General features: G+C 54.6%; 21 protein-coding genes. 12 read left to right on the forward strand and 9 right to left on the reverse strand.

Annotated elements, in window-relative coordinates; translation table 11 throughout:
* Positions 1-45: 45 nt before the first annotated feature.
* The 5 genes from msrB to FHI25_RS15710 form a co-directional block, all read right to left on the reverse strand.
* A complete protein-coding gene (gene msrB / locus FHI25_RS15690; protein ID WP_210519358.1) occupies positions 46-486 on the reverse strand; it encodes a peptide-methionine (R)-S-oxide reductase MsrB in 441 nt (146 codons plus the stop codon).
* A gap of 118 nt (positions 487-604) precedes the next feature.
* Positions 605-1,081, reverse strand: coding sequence for a thermonuclease family protein (locus FHI25_RS15695; RefSeq protein ID WP_210519361.1), 477 nt, complete (start codon positions 1,079-1,081; stop codon positions 605-607).
* Positions 1,082-1,096: 15 nt separating this feature from the next.
* Positions 1,097-1,651 carry an AAA family ATPase gene (locus FHI25_RS15700; protein WP_210519363.1) on the reverse strand — a complete coding sequence of 185 codons (555 nt, stop codon included), beginning with the start codon at positions 1,649-1,651 and terminating at the stop codon, positions 1,097-1,099.
* Between the two features lie 179 nt (positions 1,652-1,830).
* A complete protein-coding gene (locus tag FHI25_RS15705; protein ID WP_210519366.1) occupies positions 1,831-2,895 on the reverse strand; it encodes a hypothetical protein in 1,065 nt (354 codons plus the stop codon).
* Between the two features lie 95 nt (positions 2,896-2,990).
* Positions 2,991-3,977 carry a LysR family transcriptional regulator gene (locus tag FHI25_RS15710; RefSeq protein ID WP_210519368.1) on the reverse strand — a complete coding sequence of 329 codons (987 nt, stop codon included), beginning with the start codon at positions 3,975-3,977 and terminating at the stop codon, positions 2,991-2,993.
* 234 nt (positions 3,978-4,211) lie between these two features.
* Between FHI25_RS15710 and chvE the strand changes: the two genes are divergently transcribed.
* The 4 genes from chvE (at position 4,212) to araD (ending at position 10,074) form a co-directional block, all read left to right on the forward strand.
* On the forward strand, positions 4,212-5,291 hold the full coding sequence (gene chvE, locus FHI25_RS15715; protein WP_008890506.1) for a multiple monosaccharide ABC transporter substrate-binding protein: 1,080 nt from the start codon (positions 4,212-4,214) through the stop codon (positions 5,289-5,291).
* A 147-nt stretch (positions 5,292-5,438) separates the two neighbouring features.
* A complete protein-coding gene (gene mmsA, locus FHI25_RS15720; protein WP_210519370.1) occupies positions 5,439-6,962 on the forward strand; it encodes a multiple monosaccharide ABC transporter ATP-binding protein in 1,524 nt (507 codons plus the stop codon).
* 10 nt (positions 6,963-6,972) lie between these two features.
* Complete coding sequence (mmsB, locus tag FHI25_RS15725) at positions 6,973-8,157, forward strand: multiple monosaccharide ABC transporter permease (protein WP_210519372.1); 1,185 nt, start codon at positions 6,973-6,975, stop codon at positions 8,155-8,157.
* Positions 8,158-8,325: 168 nt separating this feature from the next.
* On the forward strand, positions 8,326-10,074 hold the full coding sequence (araD, locus tag FHI25_RS15730; RefSeq protein ID WP_008890509.1) for an L-arabinonate dehydratase: 1,749 nt from the start codon (positions 8,326-8,328) through the stop codon (positions 10,072-10,074).
* 102 nt (positions 10,075-10,176) lie between these two features.
* Here the strand turns inward: araD and FHI25_RS15735 are convergent, their stop codons facing one another.
* A complete protein-coding gene (locus tag FHI25_RS15735; protein ID WP_210519375.1) occupies positions 10,177-10,854 on the reverse strand; it encodes an HAD-IA family hydrolase in 678 nt (225 codons plus the stop codon).
* A 259-nt stretch (positions 10,855-11,113) separates the two neighbouring features.
* Between FHI25_RS15735 and glmU the strand changes: the two genes are divergently transcribed.
* The 6 genes from glmU (at position 11,114) to rfbA (ending at position 18,995) form a co-directional block, all read left to right on the forward strand.
* Positions 11,114-12,457 (forward strand): bifunctional UDP-N-acetylglucosamine diphosphorylase/glucosamine-1-phosphate N-acetyltransferase GlmU, encoded by a 1,344-nt coding sequence (gene glmU / locus FHI25_RS15740; protein WP_210519377.1) that lies wholly within the window; start codon positions 11,114-11,116, stop codon positions 12,455-12,457.
* 81 nt (positions 12,458-12,538) lie between these two features.
* A complete protein-coding gene (gene glmS, locus FHI25_RS15745; RefSeq protein ID WP_210519380.1) occupies positions 12,539-14,362 on the forward strand; it encodes a glutamine--fructose-6-phosphate transaminase (isomerizing) in 1,824 nt (607 codons plus the stop codon).
* Positions 14,363-14,488: 126 nt separating this feature from the next.
* Positions 14,489-15,967 carry a hypothetical protein gene (locus FHI25_RS15750; protein ID WP_210519382.1) on the forward strand — a complete coding sequence of 493 codons (1,479 nt, stop codon included), beginning with the start codon at positions 14,489-14,491 and terminating at the stop codon, positions 15,965-15,967.
* A gap of 179 nt (positions 15,968-16,146) precedes the next feature.
* Positions 16,147-17,217, forward strand: a complete 1,071-nt coding sequence (gene rfbB, locus FHI25_RS15755; protein ID WP_210519384.1) for a dTDP-glucose 4,6-dehydratase — start codon at positions 16,147-16,149, stop codon at positions 17,215-17,217.
* Positions 17,210-18,121: a dTDP-4-dehydrorhamnose reductase gene (gene rfbD, locus FHI25_RS15760; RefSeq protein WP_210519386.1), complete on the forward strand. Its 912-nt coding sequence runs from the start codon at positions 17,210-17,212 to the stop codon at positions 18,119-18,121. The genes rfbB and rfbD overlap by 8 nt, the downstream gene beginning before the upstream one ends.
* The gene (gene rfbA / locus FHI25_RS15765; RefSeq protein ID WP_210519388.1) at positions 18,114-18,995 is read left to right on the forward strand and encodes a glucose-1-phosphate thymidylyltransferase RfbA; all 882 of its coding nucleotides are present in this window, start codon (positions 18,114-18,116) and stop codon (positions 18,993-18,995) included. Before rfbD ends, rfbA begins: the two co-directional genes overlap by 8 nt.
* A gap of 6 nt (positions 18,996-19,001) precedes the next feature.
* On the opposite strand, the gene rfbC is transcribed toward rfbA, so the two are convergent.
* Both rfbC and FHI25_RS15775 read right to left on the reverse strand, forming a co-directional pair.
* On the reverse strand, positions 19,002-19,559 hold the full coding sequence (gene rfbC / locus FHI25_RS15770; protein WP_210519390.1) for a dTDP-4-dehydrorhamnose 3,5-epimerase: 558 nt from the start codon (positions 19,557-19,559) through the stop codon (positions 19,002-19,004).
* A gap of 151 nt (positions 19,560-19,710) precedes the next feature.
* The gene (locus FHI25_RS15775) at positions 19,711-20,421 is read right to left on the reverse strand and encodes a hypothetical protein (RefSeq protein WP_210519399.1); all 711 of its coding nucleotides are present in this window, start codon (positions 20,419-20,421) and stop codon (positions 19,711-19,713) included.
* A gap of 509 nt (positions 20,422-20,930) precedes the next feature.
* Here FHI25_RS15775 and groES point away from each other — a divergent pair.
* Both groES and groL read left to right on the forward strand, forming a co-directional pair.
* Positions 20,931-21,218 (forward strand): co-chaperone GroES, encoded by a 288-nt coding sequence (gene groES / locus FHI25_RS15780; RefSeq protein ID WP_008890518.1) that lies wholly within the window; start codon positions 20,931-20,933, stop codon positions 21,216-21,218.
* 59 nt (positions 21,219-21,277) lie between these two features.
* On the forward strand, positions 21,278-22,933 hold the full coding sequence (groL, locus tag FHI25_RS15785; protein ID WP_064790843.1) for a chaperonin GroEL: 1,656 nt from the start codon (positions 21,278-21,280) through the stop codon (positions 22,931-22,933).
* Between the two features lie 125 nt (positions 22,934-23,058).
* Here the strand turns inward: groL and FHI25_RS15790 are convergent, their stop codons facing one another.
* A complete protein-coding gene (locus FHI25_RS15790) occupies positions 23,059-24,153 on the reverse strand; it encodes an NADH:flavin oxidoreductase/NADH oxidase (protein ID WP_210519401.1) in 1,095 nt (364 codons plus the stop codon).
* Positions 24,154-24,378 lie beyond the last annotated feature (225 nt).

Here is a 24,378-nt window from a genome sequence, read left to right on the forward strand (position 1 = left end):
GCGCCGGTCTGTTTATTCTTCACTTATTTTGAATAATCGTCGTTATTATTCAAAAAATTTTGCGTATTCCCCATAGCCTTCGGCCTCAAGATCCGCGACCGGGATGAAGCGCAGCGACGCCGAATTGATGCAATACCGCAACCCGCCGCGATCCTTCGGGCCATCGGGGAAGACGTGACCAAGATGGCTGTCGCCATGTTTGGATCGGACCTCAACCCGGCGCATGCCATGCGTGTTGTCTTCTTTGGCGATAACATTGTCGGTTTCGACCGGCTTTACAAAACTTGGCCAGCCACAGCCGCTATCGAACTTGTCGCGCGAGGTAAAAAGCGGCTCGCCCGAGACGATATCGACATAAAGCCCGTCTTCCTTGTGATCCCAGAAATCATTGCGAAACGGCGGTTCGGTGCCGCTTTCCTGTGTCACGTAATACTGTTCAGGCGACAGGTCGCGGATGGCATCCGGGTCTTTGTGATATTTGCTCATATTTCGTCACTCAAGCCTTTCTGGTCTTCGGTCCGGCAATTTCCTGTTTGCAAAGATGGTTGGAATATCGCCGTTGTCCAGTGACTTCACACCGAAGTGACATCAAAGGTTGATCAGATTACCCTTGGCACCATGGCTGACGTTTGGTTTTGCCGTCATAGGGGCGTGCAAGCCCCTGATTGATCAGCTCAAGGTCAAGCGGGCTGCCGTCAATGCGCACAGACGCCACCACGCGCCCGCCATAACGGCCCCATTCCGGTTCGCAGAATTGAACCGATTTTGCGGATTTCAGGCGTTGGCGGGCATAGTCGCGCGCCATTTGGGCGAGTTGCTTTTCGCTTTCGCATTTGCCGCGCATTTCCGGGGTGTCGACACCGCGCACGCGTACCGACATATTGGCGATTTCCTCGGGCAGGCCGGGGATCGCGACATAGATGGTATCGCCGTCATAGGCGTAATTGCCACGATAATCGCGCAGCGGCCAGTCATAGCAGGCGGCTATGGCGGGAAGGCTGCCGGTCAGCAGAGTAACCGCGGCCGAGCATGCCATGACGGCACGTTTGGCAAATCGGGATGTGGGGTTGTTTGACATCATCTTGGGGCGTTTATCTTAAAGTTTGAGGCGGGCAAGGATCTGGGCGGCGCGTTGTTCGACCGGGCCTTTGCGAATTTCGACCAGTTCATAGCCGCATTCATGATAGGTCCGGCACAGCACGACATATGTTCTGACGGCCTCGGAAAAGCTTTGTGTCCGTGCTGCATCGTTTTTATAGATTTCCGACCAGGGCGGCAGGACGAACGCCACCCTGTGATAGCGATAGGTATTGATCGCACGCATCAGGTCCGGGTTTTCCGGAAGGCCGCTTAGTCTTCGATGCGCCAACGTATCTGGCAGGCCGCGGTCACAGAAAACCGTGCGCGGGTGGTTTTGGATATCTTCCTGCCAGGCCCGGATGGAGCGTCTGAACATCAGCCCGGCATAGGCATCATTATCCTCCCACGGCACGGCGGTGCCGCCGCGTTCAAGCTGCTCTTCGATGATGGCACGCGCCACCTCGGGGCTGGTGTCAAAGCCCCGGTCATCAAGATGATTGATCAATGTGGTTTTGCCCGTACCGGGACCGCCGGTCAGGACAACAAGGTTGGACGTTATGGGTGTTTGCATTCGTGTTCGTGTCTCCGCAAGCACGCCGTTCTGGTCGGGCTTTGCGGCAAGGGGATGGCAATATTGTTGTTGGTTTTGGGTGGTGGCGAAATCTGTATGATCTGCGCAAGACGCGTTTTACCGGCTTGGCAGGGCAAGTCAACGGCAAAGAAAATGCGGTGCCGCTTGGTTGTCGGGGATTAGACGCAGCCTTCGATCAATGTGATTGCATCGCTGCCAGCATGAATGGCGATGACGGTGCCGTTTTCATCAATCTCAAAGCGGATGCCGTGCGTTTTGGCGTCATCCTGCCACCAGGTGACATAGCGCCCGTCCGGGCCAAGATATTCGTTTTCTTCCTCGATCAAGGTTTGACCGGCAAAGGCGGCATACACGTCTTCCTTGGTCGATCCGATGGAAAGGCCATTGCGGGTGCGCACAAGGCTTGTGGCAACGTCATGTTCGTCACCATAAAGCGACACCCGGGCAAGTTTGCCATCAAGGACCATGTAGCCCAGTCCGGACGGATCCAGATCGCGCTGCAGATAGGTGCAGCTTTCATCATCGCCGGCAATAAAGGTATCAAGGTTCGGGCCGATGACGTCGCGCAGTTCATCATCGCTCATGCCGATTTTGGCCGGGCCATAGCCCTGTTCAGACAGATTGGCGATGCCCGTGGCAATGGCATCGGTAATGACAAGGTCAATGATCGCGGTGCTGCCATCATGGCGGATTTTGCGCGGTGTCACGGTCTGGTGCAGATGGACTTGGGGCCAGCCGTTGCCGGTAATCCAGTCATCGGGGAAAAGCAGGTTGCTTTGCGGTTGCAGGCACAGAAGTTCGGCCTTTTTCAAAACGTCCTTGTGGCGCGCCTTAAGCACAAGCGGAATATCCATGCAGATGGTTTGCGGGACATCTTCCATCCAACTGACGGGGACGCCCGGACCATCGCAATTCTCGGGATCGGGGCGGAGTTCGCAATAAGACGGAACGATATTGTCCATGACGAAATCAAGCCGCATCGGACCTTTGCCCGCCGAAAACACAAGGGTTTCAAGTGCCTCTTCGTTCGGGTCCAGCCACTGAAAATGGTTGATCGCCCATGCGCTGCTGGCACGCATGTCCATGACCGCAAAGGCGGCCGGGCGGTCCATATCGGATATTTCCGCCGTACTGTCATCGGCCGCACTGGCGTGCGCACCCGTTGCAATCAGGGGCGAGACGGCGACGAACAGGGCGCTGAGATATCGAAGGCTTGCGGGCATGTTTTACTCTCGGTCACAACATGTCTTGTTTTGTCTCAGAAGCTTACGCCAGTTTTGAGACGCTTCACAGTGCAAACAATTGCATGACGATCAGCCTAGCCATGCGGTTTTTCGATGCGTGCAAGGATATGATCGGAAACCAGTTGTGCTGAAGGTGAAAGTCGATGGCCGCGCGCGGTGATCAGACTATAGGGTTTGATTTCAATCGCACCATCAAACGGCAGTTCGGTAATCAGCCCGCCACTGGTCAGAAGGGTTGTGACTTCCTCGGCCATCGGGGCGATGGCGTTGGTGTCCGAAAGGGTCGCCAGCGTCACCAGAAGGGACGCGGAATTCAAACTCGAATGCGGCAAGGGCAGGTGGCGTGAAATAAACACATCCTCAATCGTGCGACGCATCAGGTTGCCGGGCGGTGGCAAAATCCATTCAAACTGCGCAAGACGGGCCAGCGTGATCGGCTTGTTGATCTCAAGCAGCGGATGACCGGTCCGCACCATCAGGCGGATTTTCTCGCTCCTGATTTCGCGGATGTTAAACAGGCGGGGGTCCATGTCTTCGGGCACGCGGCCAATGACAAAGTCATGATCACCGGCGAGCAAATCCTTGATCAGCAAATGCGATGGCCCAACCCCGACATGGGCCTCAAGCAAGGAGTTGACGGCCTGAACGCTTCGGATGGCGGGCACCACCAGTTCAACGGCCGCCGCGGTCACCGCCCCGATGAACACAGTGCCGCCACCATGTTTGATGTCCTCGATCTCGCGTTCGGCTTCGCGGATTTCAATCAGCATGCTGCGCGCCCGCCGGGCAAGGGCGCGTCCGGCATTGGTCATCTCGATCCCGCGCGCACTGCGGACACACAAGCGGGCCTCAAGGATGTTTTCCATCTCAGACAATAGTCTAGAGGCAGCCGGTTGGGATGTCTTGAGCATGTCAGCCGCCAGACTGATCTGACCGGTCTCTTCCATCGCGACAATCATGCGCAGGTGACTGAGCTTGAGCCCCCTCTGAAACAGGTTGCCAGAGCGGAAAAGCAGGGATTTCGCAGAACTGAGCGGGAGCAGATTGGATGTCTTGGCCATAATGGATTCCTCCGGTATGGCGTGATTTTAGTATATCAATTTTGATATGCAAGTTTCGAAAATGTTTATTTGATTGTTATGTAGGGCGTCTGAATAATGGCGCCGTGTCCTTTGGGAAATAGGATGCAATATCAATTGAAAACAAAGACACGACGTATGCAGGTCACGAATGCCTGTGAAAGTCGGGCGTAAAGAATAATGGCATGTATGCCGTGTCTTTTAGGGAGGATAGCTATGAAACGTCTCGGTGCCGTAATGGCAGGGGTCGCCTTTGGCGCGGCCGCAATGATGAGCCCGATGATTTCCGGCGGTTACGCCCATGCCGATGAAAAAGGCTATGTCGGGATCGCAATGCCCACCAAATCTTCGGCACGTTGGATTTCCGACGGAAATTCCATGGTCGAGCAGTTTGAAGCTGCCGGCTACAAAACCGATCTTCAGTACGCAGAAGACGATATTCCCAACCAGCTGTCCCAGATCGAAAACATGATCGTTAAGGGCGTGGATGTCCTGGTGATCGCGGCGATTGACGGTACCACGCTTTCGAATGCGCTGGAAAACGCAGCTGCAGCAGGCATCAAGGTCTTCGCCTATGACCGCCTGATCGTTGAAAGCCCGAATGTCGATTATTATTCCACGTTCGATAACTTCCAGGTCGGCGTCCAGCAGGCCACCTCGCTGGTTGATGGCCTGATTGAATCGGGTGAGCCGCCCTATAATGTTGAACTGTTCGGCGGTTCGCCGGATGATAACAACGCGTATTTCTTCTATAACGGTGCGATGTCGATCCTGCAGCCGCTGATCGACGAGGGAACCATCGTGATCAAATCCGGCCAGATGGGCATGGACACGGTCGGTACCCTGCGTTGGGATGGTGCGGTTGCCCAGGCCCGTATGGATAACCTTCTTTCGGCACATTACACCGATGAAGAAGTCGATGGTGTTCTGTCGCCGTATGACGGGCTGTCGATTGGTATCCTGTCCTCGCTTAAAGGCGTTGGTTACGGTTCCGGCGATATGAAAATGCCGATCGTGACCGGTCAGGATGCCGAACTGCCGTCGGTCAAGTCGATCCTGGCTGGTGAACAGTATTCCACCATCTTCAAGGATACCCGTGAGCTTGCACGTGTAACCGTTTCGATGGTGGACAGTGTCCTTGCAGGCGAAAAGCCGACCATCAACGACACCAGCACTTACGACAACGGTGTGAAGGTTGTTCCTTCCTACCTGCTTGAGCCGATCATGGTTGATAAATCCAACTGGGAAGAAATCCTTATTGGTTCAGGCTATTACACCAAAGACGAAGTGCAATAAGCGCTTAGGCATTGAAGGTCCCGGCGTTTGCGCCGGGGCCGCTTTTCTTAAGGTTTCTAGGGCAACTCGCCCGACTGGTTTCCAGGAAAACAAAGACCAAAGCAGACGAAGACGCCGTTGCAGTGTCAATGGCAGTGGGAGGACCGGATGGATACCATCCTGGAAATGAAGAACATCACCAAGACCTTTCCGGGTGTGAAGGCGCTGGATGATGTCAGCCTCAAAGTTGAACGCGGGGAAATCCACGCGCTTTGTGGCGAAAACGGTGCAGGTAAATCCACCCTGATGAAGGTGCTGAGCGGTGTTTATCCGCACGGAACCTATGAAGGTGACATCCTTTATGACGGCGGGGTGCAGGAATTCAAGGATATCCGCGACAGTGAAGAACGCGGGATCATCATTATTCACCAGGAACTGGCACTTGTGCCGTTGCTGTCGATTGCCGAAAACATTTTTCTGGGCAACGAAATCAGCGAAAATGGCGTGATCAACTGGCCGGCGACCTTTGCGCGCACCGGCGAGTTGCTGTCAAAAGTCGGTTTGAAAGAAAACCCGGCGACGTTGGTCACCAATATCGGGGTTGGCAAACAACAACTGGTTGAGATTGCCAAGGCGCTTTCGAAAAAAGTGAAGCTGCTGATCCTTGATGAGCCGACCGCAAGTCTTCAGGAAAATGACAGCCAAAAGCTGCTCGACCTGTTGCTGGAATTCAAGGCGCAGGGCATCACCTCGATCCTGATTTCGCATAAGCTGAATGAAATCAATCGGGTTGCAGACCGCATCACGGTTATCCGCGATGGCCAGGCGATCTCGACCCTTGATGCACGTGGCGGGAACATCACCGAGGACCATATCGTCAAGGACATGGTCGGGCGCGATATGGCGCACCGCTATCCGGATCGCACCCCCAATATCAGCAGCGAGAAACTGATGGAAGTCCGCAACTGGTCGGCAACCCATCCGCTGCATCCCGAACGCAAGGTCGTTGATAATGTCAGCATTGATGTTGCGGCCGGTGAAGTTGTGGGCATTGCGGGCCTGATGGGCGCTGGTCGGACCGAACTTGCCATGAGCATATTTGGTCAGTCCTATGGCACCGATATTTCCGGAGAAGTCCAGATCAATGGCACGCCGGTCGATGTATCGACCGTGGAAAAGGCGATTGCATCGGGACTGGCCTATGTCACCGAAGACCGCAAGGAAATGGGTCTGATTCTTGAAGAAAGCATCACGACCAACATTACACTGGCCAATCTGCCGGGTGTTTCGGAAAACGGTGTTCTCAATGATGGCGCGGAGCGATCCGTTGCCGAGGAATACCGGGAAAAAATCAACATTCGAACGCCCAATGTCGGACAGAAGGTGATGAACCTTTCGGGCGGCAACCAGCAGAAAGTCGTTTTGTCAAAATGGCTGTTTGCGGCACCCGAAGTGCTCATTCTTGATGAGCCGACGCGCGGCATCGATGTCGGGGCGAAATACGAGATTTATACGATTATCAACCAACTGGCAGCCGACGGTAAGGGGGTCATCATGATCTCGTCGGAAATGCCGGAGCTTCTGGGCATGTGCGATCGCATCTACGTTATGAACGAAGGTAAGATCAAAGGACAGCTTGCGGCGAAAGACGCAAGCCAGGAAGCAATCATGCGCATGATCCTGAAAGGCTGAGGAACAGACAATGACGGATACTGAAACCAAATCAATCGGCTACTATCTGCGCACCCACATTCGTGAATACGGCATGGTTGTTGCGCTGGTTGCCATTCTGGCCTTCTTCCAGGTTCTGACAGACGGCATCATGCTCAAGCCGGTCAACCTGACCAACCTGTTCCTGCAAAACAGCTATATCATCATCATGGCTGTTGGCATGTTGCTGGTGATTGTTGGCGGCAATATTGACCTTTCGGTCGGCTCTGTCGTTGGCTTCATCGGTGCGCTGGCGGCGGTGATGATCGTCAACTGGGATTTGCCAACCGTTCTGGTCGTCCCGGTCTGCCTGATTGCCGGGGCCATCATTGGTGCAGCCCAAGGCTATTGGGTGGCCTATTGGCGTATTCCATCCTTTATTGTGACGCTGGCGGGGATGCTGGTGTTCAAGGGCTTGACGCTAGCACTTCTGGGCGGGGCATCGGTTGGTCCGTTCCCCGACAGTTTCCAGGCGATGTCGTCGGGCTTTATCCCGGACTTCTTTGGTGGTCTGATCGAGGGGCGCTTTAACGTCTTTTCGATGACGCTGGGGGTTGCACTTGCCGCGATCCTGCCAATCATTGGTCTGCGGTCGCGCGCCAAACAGGCGAAATTTGCCGCAGTCGAAGAACCAATGGCGGTGTTTGTCACCAAACATGCGGTGGCGGGGATTGCGATCCTGTTTGTGACCTATCTGCTGTCGACCTATCGTGGCTTGCCAAACATTCTGGTGATCATGGCGGTTCTGATTGCGATCTTTACCTTCATCACCAACAGCACCACTTTGGGCCGTCGTATCTATGCGCTCGGCGGGAATGAAAAAGCTGCCAAGCTTTCGGGCATCAATACCAAACGCCTGACCTTCTTCACATTTGCCAATATGGGCATGTTGGCCGCCCTTGCCGGGCTGGTCTTTGCCGCCCGTCTGAATACAGCAACGCCAAAGGCCGGTCTTGCGTTTGAGCTTGACGTTATTGCGGCTGTCTTTATTGGTGGCGCGTCGATGTCAGGCGGTGTTGGCAAGGTCATTGGTGCCGTCGTTGGCGCATTGATCATGGGTGTCATGAATAACGGGATGTCGATTATCGGTGTCGGTATTGACTGGCAGCAGGTGATCAAGGGCCTCGTGCTTTTGGCGGCTGTGATCTTCGACGTCTACAACAAAAACAAGGCGTAACAACACGATGGCGCGGAACGATACGCATCGGGGTCACACCAACCGGTTTCACCATAATAGGTTTATGGTGCCGGTTGCTGATGTGTGTCGTTCAAAGTCCTGTGTGCGGTCATCCCAACCGCACACCACCGGATCCGTCACGATAATAAGTCAAAAAGGAAAACGGGCATGACGAAGTTCAAACCGGCACCCTGGCCGCGTACCCTCCGCTCGCAAGAGGGATGGTTTGGCGGAACCAGCAAGGACAATATCTATCACCGCAGCTGGATGAAGAACCAGGGCTTGCCATCGGATCTGTTTGACGGACGTCCGGTGATCGGCATTTGTAACACCTGGTCGGAACTGACCCCGTGCAATGCCCATCTGCGCGATCTGGCCGAACGCGTCAAACACGGCATTTACGAGGCCGGTGGTCTTCCGCTTGAATTCCCGGTGTTTTCAACCGGTGAGAGCACGCTGCGCCCGACCGCGATGATGTTCCGTAACCTGGCCTCCATGGATGTTGAGGAAATGCTGCGTGGAACCCCGCTTGATGGCGTTGTCCTGATGGTGGGTTGCGATAAAACCACGCCGTCGCTTCTGATGGGGGCGGCCAGTGTTGATATCCCGGCGATTGTTGTCACCGGCGGACCGATGCTCAATGGCAAATGGCGTGGTGAGGATATCGGATCGGGCACATCGCTTTGGCAGCTTTCCGAGGACCGCAAGGCGGGCAAGATCAGCACCGAAGATTTCCTTGAAGCCGAAATTGCCATGTCGCGTTCGCCGGGCTCGTGCAACACTATGGGTACCGCATCCACCATGGCCAGCATGGCCGAGGCGCTTGGTATGGCGCTTTCGGGCAATGCGGCCATTCCGGCCGTCGACAGCCGCCGTCGCGTGATGGCGCACATTACCGGTCGCCGTATCGTTCAGATGGTCAAGGATGACCTGAAACCGTCTGATGTTATGACCAAGGAAGCGTTCGAGAACGCCATCCGGGTCAACGGCGCAATCGGTGGTTCGACCAACGCGGTTATTCACCTGCTTGCCATTGCAGGACGTGTTGGCATCGATCTGTCACTGGATGACTGGGATCGGTTGGGCCGTGATATCCCGACGATTGTGAACCTGCAGCCGTCTGGTGACTACCTGATGGAGGAATTCTTCTATTCCGGTGGTTTGCCTGTGGTGATCAAGGCGCTGGCCGAGGCTGGCAAGCTTCATAACGATGCCCTGACCGTATCGGGTGAAACCATGTGGGAACAGGTCAAGGATGTCCGCAACTGGAACGAAGATGTCATTCGCCCGTTCGAAAAGGCCCTGACCGCCAGTGGCGGCATTGCCGTTGTCAAAGGCAACCTTGCGCCAAACGGTGCGGTCCTGAAACCGTCGGCCGCAACGCCGGAACTTCTGACCCATCGCGGGCGAGCTGTGGTGTTTGAAGACATCGATGATTACAAGGCCAAGATCTATGACGAGGACCTTGATATCGATGAAACCTGCATCATGGTTCTGAAGAACTGCGGCCCGAAAGGCTATCCGGGTATGGCAGAGGTTGGCAATATGGGCCTGCCGCCCAAGGTGCTGCGTAAAGGCATCACCGATATGGTGCGTATTTCAGATGCCCGCATGAGCGGCACGGCCTATGGCACCGTAGTGCTGCATACCTCGCCCGAGGCCGCGGCAGGTGGGCCGTTGGCCGTCGTTAAGAACGGCGACATGATCGAGCTTGATGTGCCCAACCGTCGCCTGCATCTCGATATCAGTGATGAAGAGCTGGCCCAGCGCCTGAAAGACTGGAAAAACAGCGTTCCGGTCCCGGAAAGCGGCTATGCCTCGCTCTATTACAAATCGGTCATTGGTGCCGATCGCGGGGCAGACTTCGACTTCCTCGTCGGTCATCGCGGCAAGGCAATTCCGAAGGACAGTCACTGATTGATCCTGCCGGGATTTGATTTCCGATCACATGTCGCTGGGGGGTGACATGTGATACACGCCAGACCGGCCAGCATTGAATTGCTGGCCGGTTTTGGTTTGTCAGGTCCGATCAAGAATGCCGTTAATCGCCGATACAAGGTCGGCATAGTCGGTCACTACCGCATCCGCGCCAAGCGATTTGGCGCGCGTCTCATCGATCTCCATCGCAACGGCAATTGCATGAATACCAGCCGCACGGGCCGCATTCACATCATTGGCGTGATCGCCGACCATGATTGCGGTATCGACCTTCTGATCAAAGCCAAGCTGACCCAGGACAAAGCCAAGGAAGCGACCATCGGGCTTTTTGACCTCAAAGCTGTCTCCGCCAGCGATGATGCTAAACAGATCCGCGACACCAAGCTTGGTCAGGATCGCCTTGCAGGGGGCTTCGGGCTTGTTCGATGCCAGCGCAATGGTCCAGCCATCTGATTTCAGTTGGCGCAGGACCGCTTCGGCATTTTCAAACAGGCGGGTATAGGCATAGTCGGTTTCGACATAGCGCGCGTTGAAATCGATATTAAGCTCGTCCAGCATCGCATCAGAGGGCTCCGATCCGCGCGCGGCAAAGGCGCGTTTGGTCAGCATCCATGTGCCATCGCCCAGCATGGCCTCGATATCATGTCGTACAAGCGCGTCATGCCCGTGGGCGGCCAGCAAATCATTCATCGCAAACAGGATGTCATCGACCCCGTCAATCAGGGTGCCATCAAGGTCGAACAGAATGAATTTGGCCATCGGGTGGGGCTCCTTGGATGTGAATTGGCGGCAGTGGTGACAAGTGCAGCATGGTTTATAGGAACTTAACGGAAACCGTGCCATTAACAATCGGTAACATCTGCTAACAGCCGGTAACAAAACGTGACTCTTTATGGGCTTTTGCTGCCAGGGAATATGTTCTAAGACTTGCTGCGAACGGGAATATTTGCATCACACTTCATCGTGATGGTGCCTGCAAAGGGGATGCTGCGGAATGGCGCAGCCAACAGGGTTATAAATGTCGCTTGAACTAAGTGTTGTTGTTTTGGCCGCCGGGATGGGCACGCGCATGAAAAGCGCACTGCCCAAAGTAATGCACAAGGTCGCGGGCAAGCCGATGGTGGGGCACGTGATTGACACCGCAGCCCACCTGAAGGCGGCAAAGACCATGGTCGTTGTTGGCCCGGATATGCCGGACCTGATCAAGACCGTCGCCCCGCACCCGACGTTTGAACAGACCGACCGCCTTGGGACTGCGCACGCTGTTCTTGCTGCCAAGGAAGGCTTGAAGGGCCTTACGGGTAATGTTTTGGTGCTCTATGCTGACAGCCCGCTTTTTACTGCTGAAACGTTGGCGCGTCTTGTTGCGGCCCGCGAAGAAAAGGATCATGCGGTGGCGGTTCTGGGCTTCCGACCCGAAGATCCGACCGGTTATGGCCGTTTGGTCACAGATCAGAACGGCAGTCTGACCGCGATTGTCGAGGACAAGGAATGCGACGACGCCCAGCGTCAGATCAATTTCTGCAATTCCGGGGTGATGTGTTTTAAGGCCGAGGACATGATCACAACCCTTGAGGCGATTGATAACGCCAATGCCAAGGGTGAATATTACCTGACCGATGCGGTCGAAGTGGCGCAGAAAAATGGGCAGAGCTGTGTCGCGGTTGAGGTGGACGAGGCAGAGACACTTGGTGTCAATTCCCGCACCCAGTTGGCCGTCGCCGAAGCCATCCTGCAAAATCGCCTGCGCGAAGCCGCGATGGCAGAGGGTGCGACATTGGTTGATCCGGCGTCGGTATTCTTGAGTGCTGATACCAAGCTTGGCCGCGATGTTGTTGTTGAGCCCAATGTTGTCTTTGGGCCCGGCGTCACGGTTGGCGACAATGTCGTGATCAAGGCGTTCAGCCATCTTGAAAGCTGTGTCGTGGGCAATGGTGCCGATATCGGGCCGTATGCCCGGTTGCGTCCGGGGGCTGAAATCGGTGCCGGGGCGCGGGTTGGTAACTTTGTTGAAATCAAGAAGGCCGTTGTCGAAGACGGTGCCAAGGTCAATCACCTGAGCTATATCGGCGATGCCCGTGTTGGGGCCAAGGCCAATATCGGTGCCGGGACGATCACGTGTAACTATGACGGCTTCCGCAAACAGCATACCGACATCGGGGCAGGGGCGTTTATCGGCTCCAACTCGTCGCTTGTCGCCCCCGTCGAAATTGGCGATGGCGCAATTGTTGGCGCGGGCAGCACGATCACCGGCAAGGTCGAAGCAGATGCATTGACCCTGACCCGGGCCGAGCGGATCGAGAAAAAGGGCTGGGCCGCCAAGTTTCGCGAAAAAATGCGCGAACTGACCGGCAAGAAATAGCCCAAAACAAAGATTTTGAAATTGCCACTCACTATCCGGGTGGCCAGACGACACGCGATATAAAGCAGGAAGAAAACCAATATGTGCGGCATTATCGGGATTATCGGCAAAGACAGCGTCAGCGAACGTATTCTTGAAGGGCTCAAACGCCTTGAATATCGCGGCTATGACAGTGCCGGCATTGCAACGCTGGTCAATGGCGATATCGAACGCCGCCGCGCCGAAGGCAAGCTGATCAATCTGGCCAAGCGTCTGGATGAAAGCCCGCTTGCCGGTGACGTTGGTATTGGTCACACCCGTTGGGCGACCCATGGTGTGCCGACGGAAAACAATGCCCATCCGCATACCGATGGTAAGGTTGCCGTGGTTCATAACGGCATCATCGAAAACTTCCAGGAGATCAAGGCGGAGCTTTCTGCCAAGGGCCGCGTGTTTGCCACCGATACCGACACCGAAGTTGTCGTGCATCTGGTGTCTGACTTCCTTGATCAGGGCAAATCCCCGCGTGACGCAGTTGCTGCGACCTTGCATCGCATCGAAGGGGCCTTTGCGCTGGTGATCATGATTGCCGGTCAGCATGACGTGATCTTTGGGGCACGCCGTGGTACGCCGCTGGCTGTTGGTCTGGGCGAGGGCGAGATGTATCTCGGTTCCGATGCCATGGCGCTGTCGCATCTGACCAACAAGCTGATCTACCTTGAAGAAGGCGACTGGGTCGAAATGACCCGCGATAGCGTTCAGGTCCGCGATGAAAATGACGAAGACGTCACCCGCGAAACCAAACTTTCGGCCGTTTCTGGCGCGATGATGGGCAAGGGCAACTACAATCACTTCATGCAGAAGGAAATCTTCGAACAACCTGCAGTGATTGGCGATACCCTGCATGCTTTCATCAACCCGGCGACCCAGACCATCAAACTGCCCGACATACCGTTTTCCTTTGCTGATGCAACGCGTTTGACAATCGTCGCCTGCGGCACGTCCTATTACGCGGGGCTGGTCGCCAAGCACTGGATCGAACGTTATGCCGGTCTGGGCGTGGATGTCGATGTCGCATCCGAATTCCGCTATCGTTGCCCGCCGCTGCCAAAAGGTGGCGTTGCCCTGTTCATTTCGCAGTCGGGCGAGACGCTTGATACCTTGGCCGCCCTTCGTTACGCCAAATCCAAGGGCCAGAAGATCGTATCGATCGTCAACGTGCCCGAAAGCACGATTGCGCGCGAAAGTGATGTGGTGCTTTTGACCTATGCCGGACCTGAAATCGGGGTGGCCTCGACCAAGGCCTTTACGACGCAGCTCACAGTTCTCGCCTGTCTTGCGGTGACCATCGGCCGTGAAAACGGAACGCTCGCAAAGGATGAAGAGGCTGCCATCGTCAGTGCGCTGACCGAAGTGCCGAAACATGCAGCCGAAGTGCTGCACCATGACGAAGCACTTAAACAGCTTGCGCTTGATGTCGCCGATGCAAGGGATGTTCTTTATCTCGGCCGTGGTCTTGGTTATCCGATTGCAATGGAAGGGGCGCTCAAGCTCAAGGAAATTTCCTATATCCATGCCGAGGGCTACGCCGCCGGTGAAATGAAACACGGTCCGATTGCCCTGATTGATCAATCGGTGCCGATCATCGTCATTGCGCCGTCTGACGAGCTGTTCGAAAAAACCGCCTCGAACATGCAGGAAGCTGCCGCACGTGGGGGGCGGGTGATCTTTATTTCCGACGCGCCGGGACTGGCCAAACTGGGCGATATGGCATCGGCGACGATCGAGCTTCCCAAGGTCGCCGACTTCGTCGCGCCGATCCTCTATACCATCCCGGTTCAGATGCTGGCCTATCACGTTGCGGTTCACAAAGGCACCGATGTCGATCAGCCACGTAACCTTGCGAAATCAGTAACCGTAGAATAGGGCCGATCAACCTGTTCGCGGAAAGGTGAATTCGGGTTTGGGCACGGTCGGGTTACCATGTCGCCCTTCGAGATTAAAATTGCCCCATCGCATGATGAAGGCTGTTCATCAGATGGAAGGTTTTGCATGACCATACCGCGCTTTTTGTTTGCCGCACTTACTGTTTCCCTGAGCGCCTTATCGGGATGCGCCGGTTTGACGCCCGATATGGTGAACCTTGATGCGATGTCGTGCGAAGACCGACTATCCTATGTCGATGCGGTGGTGAGCGATAACGCGGTGCAAAGTGCATCTGCGTCGCCGGTTGTGGGGTATCGTTTCCTGCGGGCGAACCGAAATTCTGTCTTGATGGCGCGGCAGCTTGATGCGGATGGGGATGGGCAGGTTGATCGCGAGGGTCAATGGGACGCGCTGATTTCGCAAATGCGGGGCCTTGACCGGACGGCGCGGCGAAGTGAAATCGCCAATCTTCCGGCAGCATCGGGCATTTCGTATGAGGCGGTGGAAAACTGCGCCAATGCCATGGCAGCGTCCCTGACACCTGATCAATATCAGACACTTTTACCCGCCGTCTTCGTGCCCGATGACTACCTTGATTTTCAACGCATCGCCGGTCTGTATCCCTTAACCGCCTTTCCGGCCTATTTCGGCTATGAGGGATGGAAGCAGGCGAATTTCGCAAGCTTTGCAGCCAGCGATAATAACCTGATCCATTCTGGGGCATGGCGTGAATATACGGTGGCGTCATCTGAGCCAGGCCGTTTCGATGTTGTGGATATTGACCAGGATGCCTTTGGTCAATGGCGACTAGGCGAAGATGAACTTGAAAATCTGGTGCAGGCCTATGCCCCGGTATTTCGTGTGCGGGCAGGAAGTGACAGTGACAAGGTCGGGCGACCAACCCTGCTGGCGCGGGGTGCCCTGGCGACGATCGATACCGATAATCCGACGGTTTATTACCGGCTGAGCCATACCTATTTTGCCGGACGTTGGCGGCCACAAATCGTTTATGAAATCTGGTTCCCGGAACGCCCGCCCAGCAGCCCATTTGATATTCTGGCTGGGCATTTGGACGCGCTGATCTGGCGTGTAACACTGGATGACGATGGTTCGCCGTTGATTGCCGATACGATCCATGGCTGCGGCTGTTACCACATGTTTTTCCCAAGCAACGGTTTGCAACGCATTAGCGCCCCAGAGGATCACGACATTCGCGAAACAGCGGAAATGCCCGCCGGTTACCTCGCGTCATCCATATTGAACGGCCCCGTGCTTTGGATTGACAAGACCAGCCATTATCTGCTGGACGTCACTGGTGCGGCGACGGGTCAATCGGATGCGGATATTGCCAGACAAACCGCAGTGCTGCGCCCCGCGCAGGAACTTGGCCATTTACCGCTGCAAAACGGGCAGGGCAACGCAAGCCTTTTTGATGAAGACGGATTTGTACCCGGCACGGAGCGGTTGGAACGCTTTATCCTGTGGCCGATGGGTGTGGATAAACCCGGTGCGATGCGCCAGTGGGGACACCACGCCACGGCATTTGTCGGAAGACGGCATTTTGACGAAGCCAAACTGATGGATCGCTATTTCATCAAACGCTGAGATAAGCGGGCAACCTTCGTGCAATTTTGATTTGAAATCTTGGCCGGTTTCGGCAAGGAGGCTTCAGGAGAACGTCTTCTTTGCAATAAGTTAACCGAAGGTTCGACACTATCGTTTGCGCAATGTAATCTCGTAGTGACGACGTCGGTTCCAAGCCACAAATTTTCAATGAGAGCAAAATGAAAGTTATCGTGACGGGCGGTGCAGGTTTTATCGGGTCTGCTGTTTGTCGGCTGATGACCGGGTTGAAGGGCTATGAAGTCCTGAATATCGATAAACTGACCTATGCGGGTGATCTGCGGACGTTGGCGTCTATTTCCGAACGCGATAACTACCACTTTGCTCATCAGGATATTTGCAACCGGGACGCCATCATCAAACTGTTTGATGAGTTTCAACCGGACGCGGTGATGCATCTGGCGGCGGAAAGTCACGTTGACCGTTCGATCGACGGACCGGCTGATTTCATTCAGACCAATGTGGTTGGTACGTTTACCTTGCTTGACGTTGCGCGTGCGTATTTCGATAAGCTGCCAGCGGATAAACGTTCAAAATTTCGGTTCCACCATATCTCGACCGATGAGGTTTATGGATCGCTTGGCAGCGAAGGGCTGTTCACCGAAGAGACGGCGTATGCCCCGACCTCACCTTATTCCGCCAGCAAGGCGAGTTCGGATCATCTTGTCCAAGCGTGGCACCATACATATGGATTGCCCATCGTCATCAGCAATTGTTCCAACAATTACGGTCCTTATCAGTTCCCGGAGAAACTCATTCCACTGATGGCGCTCAATCTTCTGCATGGCAAGAAGTTGCCCGTTTATGGCGAGGGTTTGAATACGCGCGACTGGCTGCATGTCGAAGATCATGCCGAGGCCTTGGTCAAGATCCTGACAGAAGGCCGCATTGGCGAGAAATACAATGTTGGCGGTTGCAATGAGCTGACCAACATCGACGTCGTCAAACGCATATTTAATACGGTGCAAGAGATCGTGCCCGATATCTCGTTCGAAAGTTTTGACGAAGCGGTTACGTACGTGAAAGACCGTCCCGGCCACGATTGGCGCTATGCCATCGATCCAACCAAAATGCAGAATGAGTTGGGTTGGAAGCCGAAATACGACTTTGAAACCGGCCTTCGGCAAACCATTGAGTGGTATGTGAACAATCGCGAATGGTGGGAGCCGATTTTAAAAAATAAATATGCCGGCGAACGTCTGGGAAGTGCCAAGGGGCAAGCCGATGCCTAGAGTACTGGTATTTGGCAAAAATGGTCAGCTTGCCAGATGTCTGGCTGCTTCCGCGCATGAATTTCCCGACGCGCAACTGACCTTTGTTGGTCGGGAAGAATGTGACCTTGAGGATGCATCCCAAGTCGAGCCCGTTATCGACCGCGTGCAGCCGGATATTGTTGTTAATGCTGCGGCATACACCGCCGTGGATTTGGCCGAGCAGCACGAAGATATCGCGTTCAAGGTTAACAGCGATGCAGTCCGCACAATGGCACAAGCCCTTGCGAAGCGATCCATCCCGCTGATCCATGTCTCAACGGATTATGTTTTCGACGGGAAGGGAACAAGGCCTTATCGCGAGGAAGATGCGGTCTCGCCCCTGGGTGTTTACGGTAACAGCAAACTCGCGGGTGAGGTTGCTGTTCGTGAGGCGCATCAAAAGCACCTTATATTGAGGACATCCTGGGTCTACAGCCAGTTTGGCAAAAACTTCGTCAAAACGATGCTTAATCTCATGGCGCAAAGGGATGAGGTTCGAATTGTCGACGACCAGACCGGGTGCCCGACAAGCGCCCATGATTTGGCACATGCGATTCTGGAGCTTTGCGGTGTGGCGACCTCTGCCGAGTTTGATAAATTCGGCACCTATCACCTGACGTCAGATCAAGAAATGACATGGTTTGAGTTTGGCAAGAGCATTCACAAGATCGCCTTGCAGGAGTGGGGTGAGGATTGGAAAGGCAAGGATTGTGTGGTTTTGCCAATCAAGTCCTCGGAATTTCCAACTGCTGCAAAAAGGCCGGAATACTCCGTACTGTCTTGCAGGCTTATCGATGATACCTTTGGTATCAAGTTGCCAAATGTTGAGGATAGCCTGACGGCTGCTATCAAGGGTCTTGGGAAGGAAAAGGCGGATGCGTAAAGGGATCATATTGGCAGGCGGGACGGGAACGCGTCTGCACCCATCGACACTGGTTGTCTCCAAGCAACTGCAGCCTGTCTATGATAAGCCGATGATCTATTATCCGCTGACCACGCTGATGCTGGCGGGAATCACGGACATCCTGATTATCAGCACGCCACGAGATGTGCCGCTGTTCAAAGATCTGCTCGGTGATGGATCGAAATGGGGCATCAGCCTTCAATATGCGGTTCAGCCTGAACCCCGCGGCCTTGCAGATGCTTTTATTGTCGGTGCGGATTTTGTCGGGAACGACCCGTGCTGTTTGATTTTGGGCGACAATATCTATTTTGGTCACAACCTGACTGAATTGCTGGGCAACGCAATGGCCCAGTCCGATGGGGCGACGGTGTTTGCCTATTACGTTCAGGATCCCGAAAGGTATGGCGTGGTCGAGTTTGACCGCGATGGCGTGGCCCTGGATATCGAGGAAAAACCGGCCAATCCCAAATCGAACTTCGCAGTGACGGGGTTGTATTTTTACGATTCAGATGTTGTCGACATTGCCAAATCGATCAAGCCGTCCAAACGCGGTGAGCTTGAAATTACCGACGTCAACAAGGCTTACCTTAAACGTGGTACGCTCAAGGTCGAGAAGATGGGCAGGGGTTATGCCTGGCTCGATACCGGAACGCACGCGGCGATGCTTGAGGCCGCCAATTTTGTCCGTACCGTCGAGAGCCGCCAAAGCCTCAAGATTGCCTGTCCTGAAGAAATCGCGCTGAGAAAGGGCATGATCTCGGTCGAGCAGTTTGAAAAGCTGATAAGCGAGTTTGGCGCAAGCTCTTACAAGGTATATCTCCAGACGGTTCTAAAAACCTACGATATCCTTTAAGTGGGACTAGAATACCGGGTTCTCGCGATAGCTTGCAAAACTCATGGCTTTCTCGTCTTTTGCCGACAGCGTGATCTGGCTTTCGTCAAACGGCCAGTCGATGCCAAGGTCCGGATCATTCCACATGATCGCGCGTTCGCTTTCCGGAGCATAAGGTGCTGATACCTTGTAGTTTACTTCCGTGTCCGGCTCCAGGGTTACAAAGCCGTGGGCAAAACCGGCGGGAATGAATATCTGATTCCAGTCTTCTGCACTGATTTCAGTTGAAACCCATTTCCCGAACGTTTTTGACTTGGCGCGAATGTCGACTGCGACATCCAGAATGCGGCCTCTGATGACCCGAACCAGCTTGTCTTGGGCAAAGGGCGGGCATTGAAAATGCAGTCCTCGCAATACGCCGACATTGCTGGATAAGGAGTGATTGTCCTGCACGAACTGTTGATCGATACCAGCTTTGGCAAAGGCTTCCAGATTATAGGTTTCAGAGAAAAAACCCCGCTCATCGCCAAATTTCTTCGGGAAGATCAGCTTAACATCGGGAATTTCCAGCTCTTCAAATTGCATCCGTGCTGCCTTGCGCAGGGTAAATTAATTCGTTCAACCTATGGATAGCAGATGCTTGGCCTTCGTGCATATGCGCATTTTTATAAAATTCTGAGCGTGGCAATTGAATGGGCGGTCGGCTTTATCGAGGTTGCGGGACCCGTCGTTGCGATTATTGATTCTGGGCCTTGCGAAATGGATCCGTTTGCGCGACCAGGGCGGAGAACTTTTTCATGAAGGGGGCGAATTCCGCGCCGAGATAATGATAAAGCGGCAAGACGGAAATTGTCTCCTCGATTGCCGGTGCTGGTGTGTTGCCCAGAATGCCCTTTGTCAGCATGTCGTCGATATTGCTATCTGCGGACAGAAAACGCGTGATACGCCCTTCGGCATAGGCTTGATGCTTTTCGGTATTAAACATCATTGGCTTGTGCGTGATGCCGGTTTTGGCCGTATCGGCATGGACGTACTTTTCCTGCCATATCACGCCGAGCGTAAAGGCAATCGGCGTTGACGGGTCTTGATCGTTCGGATTCCGCCAAAGCCGGTTTGCAATTTCGCGGAGAGCAACCGGTGATCTTACAAACGCGCGGGAATAGTTCTTTTCGGCCGGTATTGCGCGGTATAACTCGCCATCCACGAGGCCTTGGTTGAAATGTAAAAGTCCGCGACGCCCCGGCAGTTTGACGGCCTGAAGCGGGCAACCGAGATCCGCATAGAGTTTCTGCAAGATGACAATCGACTTCTGCGACATCGGGTCATTTTCGACATAGGCGATCTTTTCGGGGCATTCGACATCAGCCTCATTGGCCAAAGCATCGGTGCTGAATGTTTGCGAAGAAAACAAACCGACAAGGGCAAATAACAGAAAAACGGGCGCCATCAGATCCTGTCGTTTATCTGAATGCCCGGACGTCAGGGCCGATGAATTTTTACTGCACGACATTTTTTTGCAATCCGGGTGTTTGCGCGGTCATTGGATGTTATTTGCGTTCTTTGGCTGGAGCTTAGACGCGAAACCCGCTTTTTCATAGGTGTTTGAACCAGGCATCTTCGTCACCTGAACCAGACCTGCCAAACAGCCCTTTGGCAAAAGCAACTGTGACAGCCCGATATATATTCTTCTGCGGCACGGTGTCGGGGCTTGTTTCCCGGGCTTGAAAATGTTTTGATCAGCGCGCTTTGAAACGGGGGCGGATTTTTGCTGCGCTCCGAATGCGGAAATCGCCAAAAATCGTGACATTTCTGCGTCTTTTTACATCTCCCTATTGACTTTGAACTGGTACTCCAATAAATGCTGTTAGCACTCGCCGGGGGTGAGTGCTAATACGGGCTCATCCCGGTTAGTCTTAGTTATTAACGAGCCTTAGCTTAAACACGGAGTTGTCTAAAATGAAGTTCCGTCCGCTGCATGATCGAGTACTGGTACGTCGTGTCGAATCCGACACCAAAACTGCCGGTGGCATCATTATTCCGGATACCGCCAAAGAAAAACCGCAGGAAGGCGAAGTCATCGCTGTTGGTTCTGGCGTTCGCAAAGAAGATGGCTCGGTCGTAGCCCTCGACGTCAAAGCAGGTGACAAAGTCCTGTTTGGCAAATGGTCGGGCACCGAAGTCAAGGTCGACGGCGAAGAGCTGTTGATCATGAAAGAATCCGACATCATGGGCATCATGGACTAAGTCAGCCCGTTTGGGTGATTTGTCCACGTTCATCCGTCTCATAGAGAGGAAAGAATATTATGGCTGCTAAAGAAGTAAAATTCTCCACTGACGCACGCGCCAAAATGCTGCGCGGTGTCGACATCCTGGCAGACGCTGTCAAGGTGACCCTCGGCCCGAAAGGTCGTAACGTTGTTATCGAAAAGTCCTTTGGCGCACCGCGCGTGACCAAGGACGGTGTTTCGGTCGCCAAAGAAATCGAACTGACCGACAAGTTCGAAAACATGGGCGCACAGATGGTTCGCGAAGTCGCGTCGAAAACCGCCGATCTGGCGGGTGACGGCACCACGACCGCAACCGTTCTGGCACAGGCCATCGTTCGTGAAGGCAACAAGTCTGTTGCTGCCGGCATGAACCCGATGGACCTGAAGCGCGGTATCGACCTTGCGACCACCAAAGTGATCGAATCCATCCAGAGCCGTGCACGTAAAGTTGCCGGTCGCGATGAGATCGCACAGGTTGGTAACATTTCTGCTAACGGTGACCGTGAAGTCGGCGACATGATCGCAGAAGCCATGGAAAAAGTTGGCAACGAAGGCGTTATCACCGTTGAGGAAGCCAAAGGCCTGCACACCGAACTCGACGTTGTCGAAGGCATGCAGTTCGACCGTGGTTACCTGTCTCCGTACTTCGTAACCAACCCGGAGAAAATGGTCGCAGAAATGGATGCTCCGTACATCCTGCTGTTCGACAAGAAAATCTCCTCGCTTCAGCCGATCCTTCCGCTGCTTGAGTCGGTCGTTCAGTCCGGCAAGCCGCTTCTGATCATTGCTGAAGACATCGAAGGCGAAGCACTGGCAACGCTCGTTGTCAACAAGCTGCGCGGTGGTCTGAAAATCGCTGCTGTTAAAGCACCGGGCTTCGGCGACCGTCGTAAAGCCATGCTCGAAGACATCGCCATCCTTACCGGTGGTCAGGTTGTCTCCGAAGATCTCGGCATCAAGCTGGAAAGCGTCACCCTCGACATGCTCGGTACCGCGAAATCGGTTACCATCACCAAAGAAGAAACCACCATCATTGATGGTGCTGGTGAGAAAGCACAGATCGAAGCACGCGTTGGCCAGATCCGCGCCCAGATCGAAGAAACCACCTCTGACTACGATCGTGAAAAACTGCAGGAACGTCTTGCGAAACTCGCAGGCGGCGTTGCAGTGATCAAAATCGGTGGCGCTTCGGAAATCGAAGTGAAAGAACGCAAAGACCGCGTTGACGATGCCCTGCACGCGACCCGCGCTGCTGTTGAAGAAGGCATTGTTGCTGGTGGTGGTACGGCTCTGCTGTACTCCGTCAAGGCGCTCGAAGGCCTTGAAGGTGAAAACCACGACCAGACCATCGGTGTTGACATCGTTCGCCGTGCCCTGCAGGCACCGGTTCGCCAGATCGCACAGAACGCTGGCGTAGATGGCGCTGTTGTTGCTGGCAAACTGCTTGAGCAGGACGATGTAGAGTTCGGTTATGACGCTCAGAAGGGCGAATACACCAACCTCGTCAAAGCTGGCATCATCGACCCGGCCAAAGTTGTTCGTACTGCTCTGCAGGACGCAGCATCGGTCGCTGGTCTGCTGATCACCACCGAATGCATGATCGCCGAGAAAGCCGAAGACAAACCGGCTGGCGGTGCGCCTGACATGGGCGGCATGGGTGGTATGGGCGGCATGGGTGGCATGGGCTTCTAAGCCTTACCCAACCGACCTATCGCATAAGGGAAGGGGCTCGCCATTGGCGTGCCCCTTTTCTTTGTCTAAGCGGCAATAAAAAAGAGCCCGCACACCGGCGGGCTCTTTGATGAATTCAAAAGGTGTCAGCCAAACAGCTTTTTAAGCGTTCGGGGCTGACAGCGCAGATATTGCGGAGCGGCCTTGACCTCGGCGCCCAGCGTTGCGGCGGCATGCCACGGCCAGCGCGGGTCATACAGAATGCCGCGCGCAAGGGCGATGGCATCGGCCTGACCGGTAAAGGTGATGGCTTCTGCCTGTTCGGCCTCGGTGATCAGGCCCACCGCAATTGTGGTTATGCCGGTTTCGGCCTTGATGCGGGCCGCAAACGGGACCTGATAATTGGGTCCTAGCGGGATTTTCTGATCGATATGAAGGCCGCCCGATGAAACATGGATAAAATCGCATCCACGGTCCTTGAGGAGTTTGGCCAGCGCGACGCTTTGATCAATATCCCAGCCGTCGTCGACCCAGTCGGTTGCCGATATACGGATGCCGAGCGGATAGTCCGCGCCAACGGCCTTGCGGATGGCGTCATAGACTTCGATCACGATGCGCGTGCGGTTTTCAAATGAACCGCCATATTCATCGTCACGCTTGTTGGCATGCGGTGACAGGAATTGATGGAGCAAATAGCCATGCGCACCATGAATTTCAATCGCGTCAAAACCCAACCGGATGGACCGTTCAGCCGCCTCGACAAAGGCCTGAATGACTTCTGCAATGCGTGATTTTGTCATCGCCTCGGGGATTGGATCACCGTCACGGAACGGCACGGCAGAGGGGGCTGAGACCTGCCAGCCATTTTCGTGGTCCGGGGAAAGGGCGTGGCCCCCGAGCCACGGTTTTTCACAAGACGCCTTGCGCCCGGCATGGGCCAGTTGGATGGCGATCGGCATGTCGGAATGGCTGCGGACAGCTTTAAGCGTTTTACCAAGTGCTGCCTCGGTTTCGTTATCCCACAGGCCGACATCGCCATAGGTAATGCGTCCTTCGGGTTCGACGGCGGTGGCTTCGATAATCAGAAGACCGGCACCTGACTGCGCCAGATTGCCCAGATGCATGTCATGCCAATGGGTGACCTTGCCGTTATCGGCGGAATACTGGCACATCGGTGCAATGATAATGCGGTTATCAAGGGATAGCTTGCCCAGTGAAAGCGGGGTGAAAAGAGTGCTCATATGCGTTCCTTTAACTCGGACGGTGGTGCGTGTGCGCCAATCAATGGGATGAAGCTAATCCGAGGGCGGGGCGGGTGCCAGCGTAATGTTGAATTTTTCCAGGGAATGGAATGCCAGAAGGTATTTGTCCAAGCAGGCGATCAGAAAAAATCAAAAATTCGCAAAAAAAAATGCATCGACCTACTTGCAGAAACTTTCACCCGATCTATCTCAAGGTCGGAAAGG

This window comes from Thalassospira sp. ER-Se-21-Dark (assembly GCF_017922435.1).
Taxonomy (GTDB): domain Bacteria; phylum Pseudomonadota; class Alphaproteobacteria; order Rhodospirillales; family Thalassospiraceae; genus Thalassospira.

Coding starts and splice junctions, on each gene's coding strand:
- FHI25_RS15790 (WP_210519401.1), bottom strand. CDS start 24,153: ATGAGCACTCTTTTCACCCCGCTTTCACTGGGCAAGCTATCCCTTGAT.
- FHI25_RS15750 (WP_210519382.1), top strand. CDS start 14,489: ATGACCATACCGCGCTTTTTGTTTGCCGCACTTACTGTTTCCCTGAGC.
- FHI25_RS15735 (WP_210519375.1), bottom strand. CDS start 10,854: ATGGCCAAATTCATTCTGTTCGACCTTGATGGCACCCTGATTGACGGG.
- chvE (WP_008890506.1), top strand. CDS start 4,212: ATGAAACGTCTCGGTGCCGTAATGGCAGGGGTCGCCTTTGGCGCGGCC.
- glmU (WP_210519377.1), top strand. CDS start 11,114: ATGTCGCTTGAACTAAGTGTTGTTGTTTTGGCCGCCGGGATGGGCACG.
- FHI25_RS15710 (WP_210519368.1), bottom strand. CDS start 3,977: ATGGCCAAGACATCCAATCTGCTCCCGCTCAGTTCTGCGAAATCCCTG.
- FHI25_RS15705 (WP_210519366.1), bottom strand. CDS start 2,895: ATGCCCGCAAGCCTTCGATATCTCAGCGCCCTGTTCGTCGCCGTCTCG.
- rfbA (WP_210519388.1), top strand. CDS start 18,114: ATGCGTAAAGGGATCATATTGGCAGGCGGGACGGGAACGCGTCTGCAC.
- glmS (WP_210519380.1), top strand. CDS start 12,539: ATGTGCGGCATTATCGGGATTATCGGCAAAGACAGCGTCAGCGAACGT.
- mmsB (WP_210519372.1), top strand. CDS start 6,973: ATGACGGATACTGAAACCAAATCAATCGGCTACTATCTGCGCACCCAC.
- groL (WP_064790843.1), top strand. CDS start 21,278: ATGGCTGCTAAAGAAGTAAAATTCTCCACTGACGCACGCGCCAAAATG.
- FHI25_RS15775 (WP_210519399.1), bottom strand. CDS start 20,421: ATGGCGCCCGTTTTTCTGTTATTTGCCCTTGTCGGTTTGTTTTCTTCG.
- rfbD (WP_210519386.1), top strand. CDS start 17,210: ATGCCTAGAGTACTGGTATTTGGCAAAAATGGTCAGCTTGCCAGATGT.
- groES (WP_008890518.1), top strand. CDS start 20,931: ATGAAGTTCCGTCCGCTGCATGATCGAGTACTGGTACGTCGTGTCGAA.
- mmsA (WP_210519370.1), top strand. CDS start 5,439: ATGGATACCATCCTGGAAATGAAGAACATCACCAAGACCTTTCCGGGT.
- msrB (WP_210519358.1), bottom strand. CDS start 486: ATGAGCAAATATCACAAAGACCCGGATGCCATCCGCGACCTGTCGCCT.
- FHI25_RS15695 (WP_210519361.1), bottom strand. CDS start 1,081: ATGATGTCAAACAACCCCACATCCCGATTTGCCAAACGTGCCGTCATG.
- rfbC (WP_210519390.1), bottom strand. CDS start 19,559: ATGCAATTTGAAGAGCTGGAAATTCCCGATGTTAAGCTGATCTTCCCG.
- FHI25_RS15700 (WP_210519363.1), bottom strand. CDS start 1,651: ATGCAAACACCCATAACGTCCAACCTTGTTGTCCTGACCGGCGGTCCC.
- rfbB (WP_210519384.1), top strand. CDS start 16,147: ATGAAAGTTATCGTGACGGGCGGTGCAGGTTTTATCGGGTCTGCTGTT.
- araD (WP_008890509.1), top strand. CDS start 8,326: ATGACGAAGTTCAAACCGGCACCCTGGCCGCGTACCCTCCGCTCGCAA.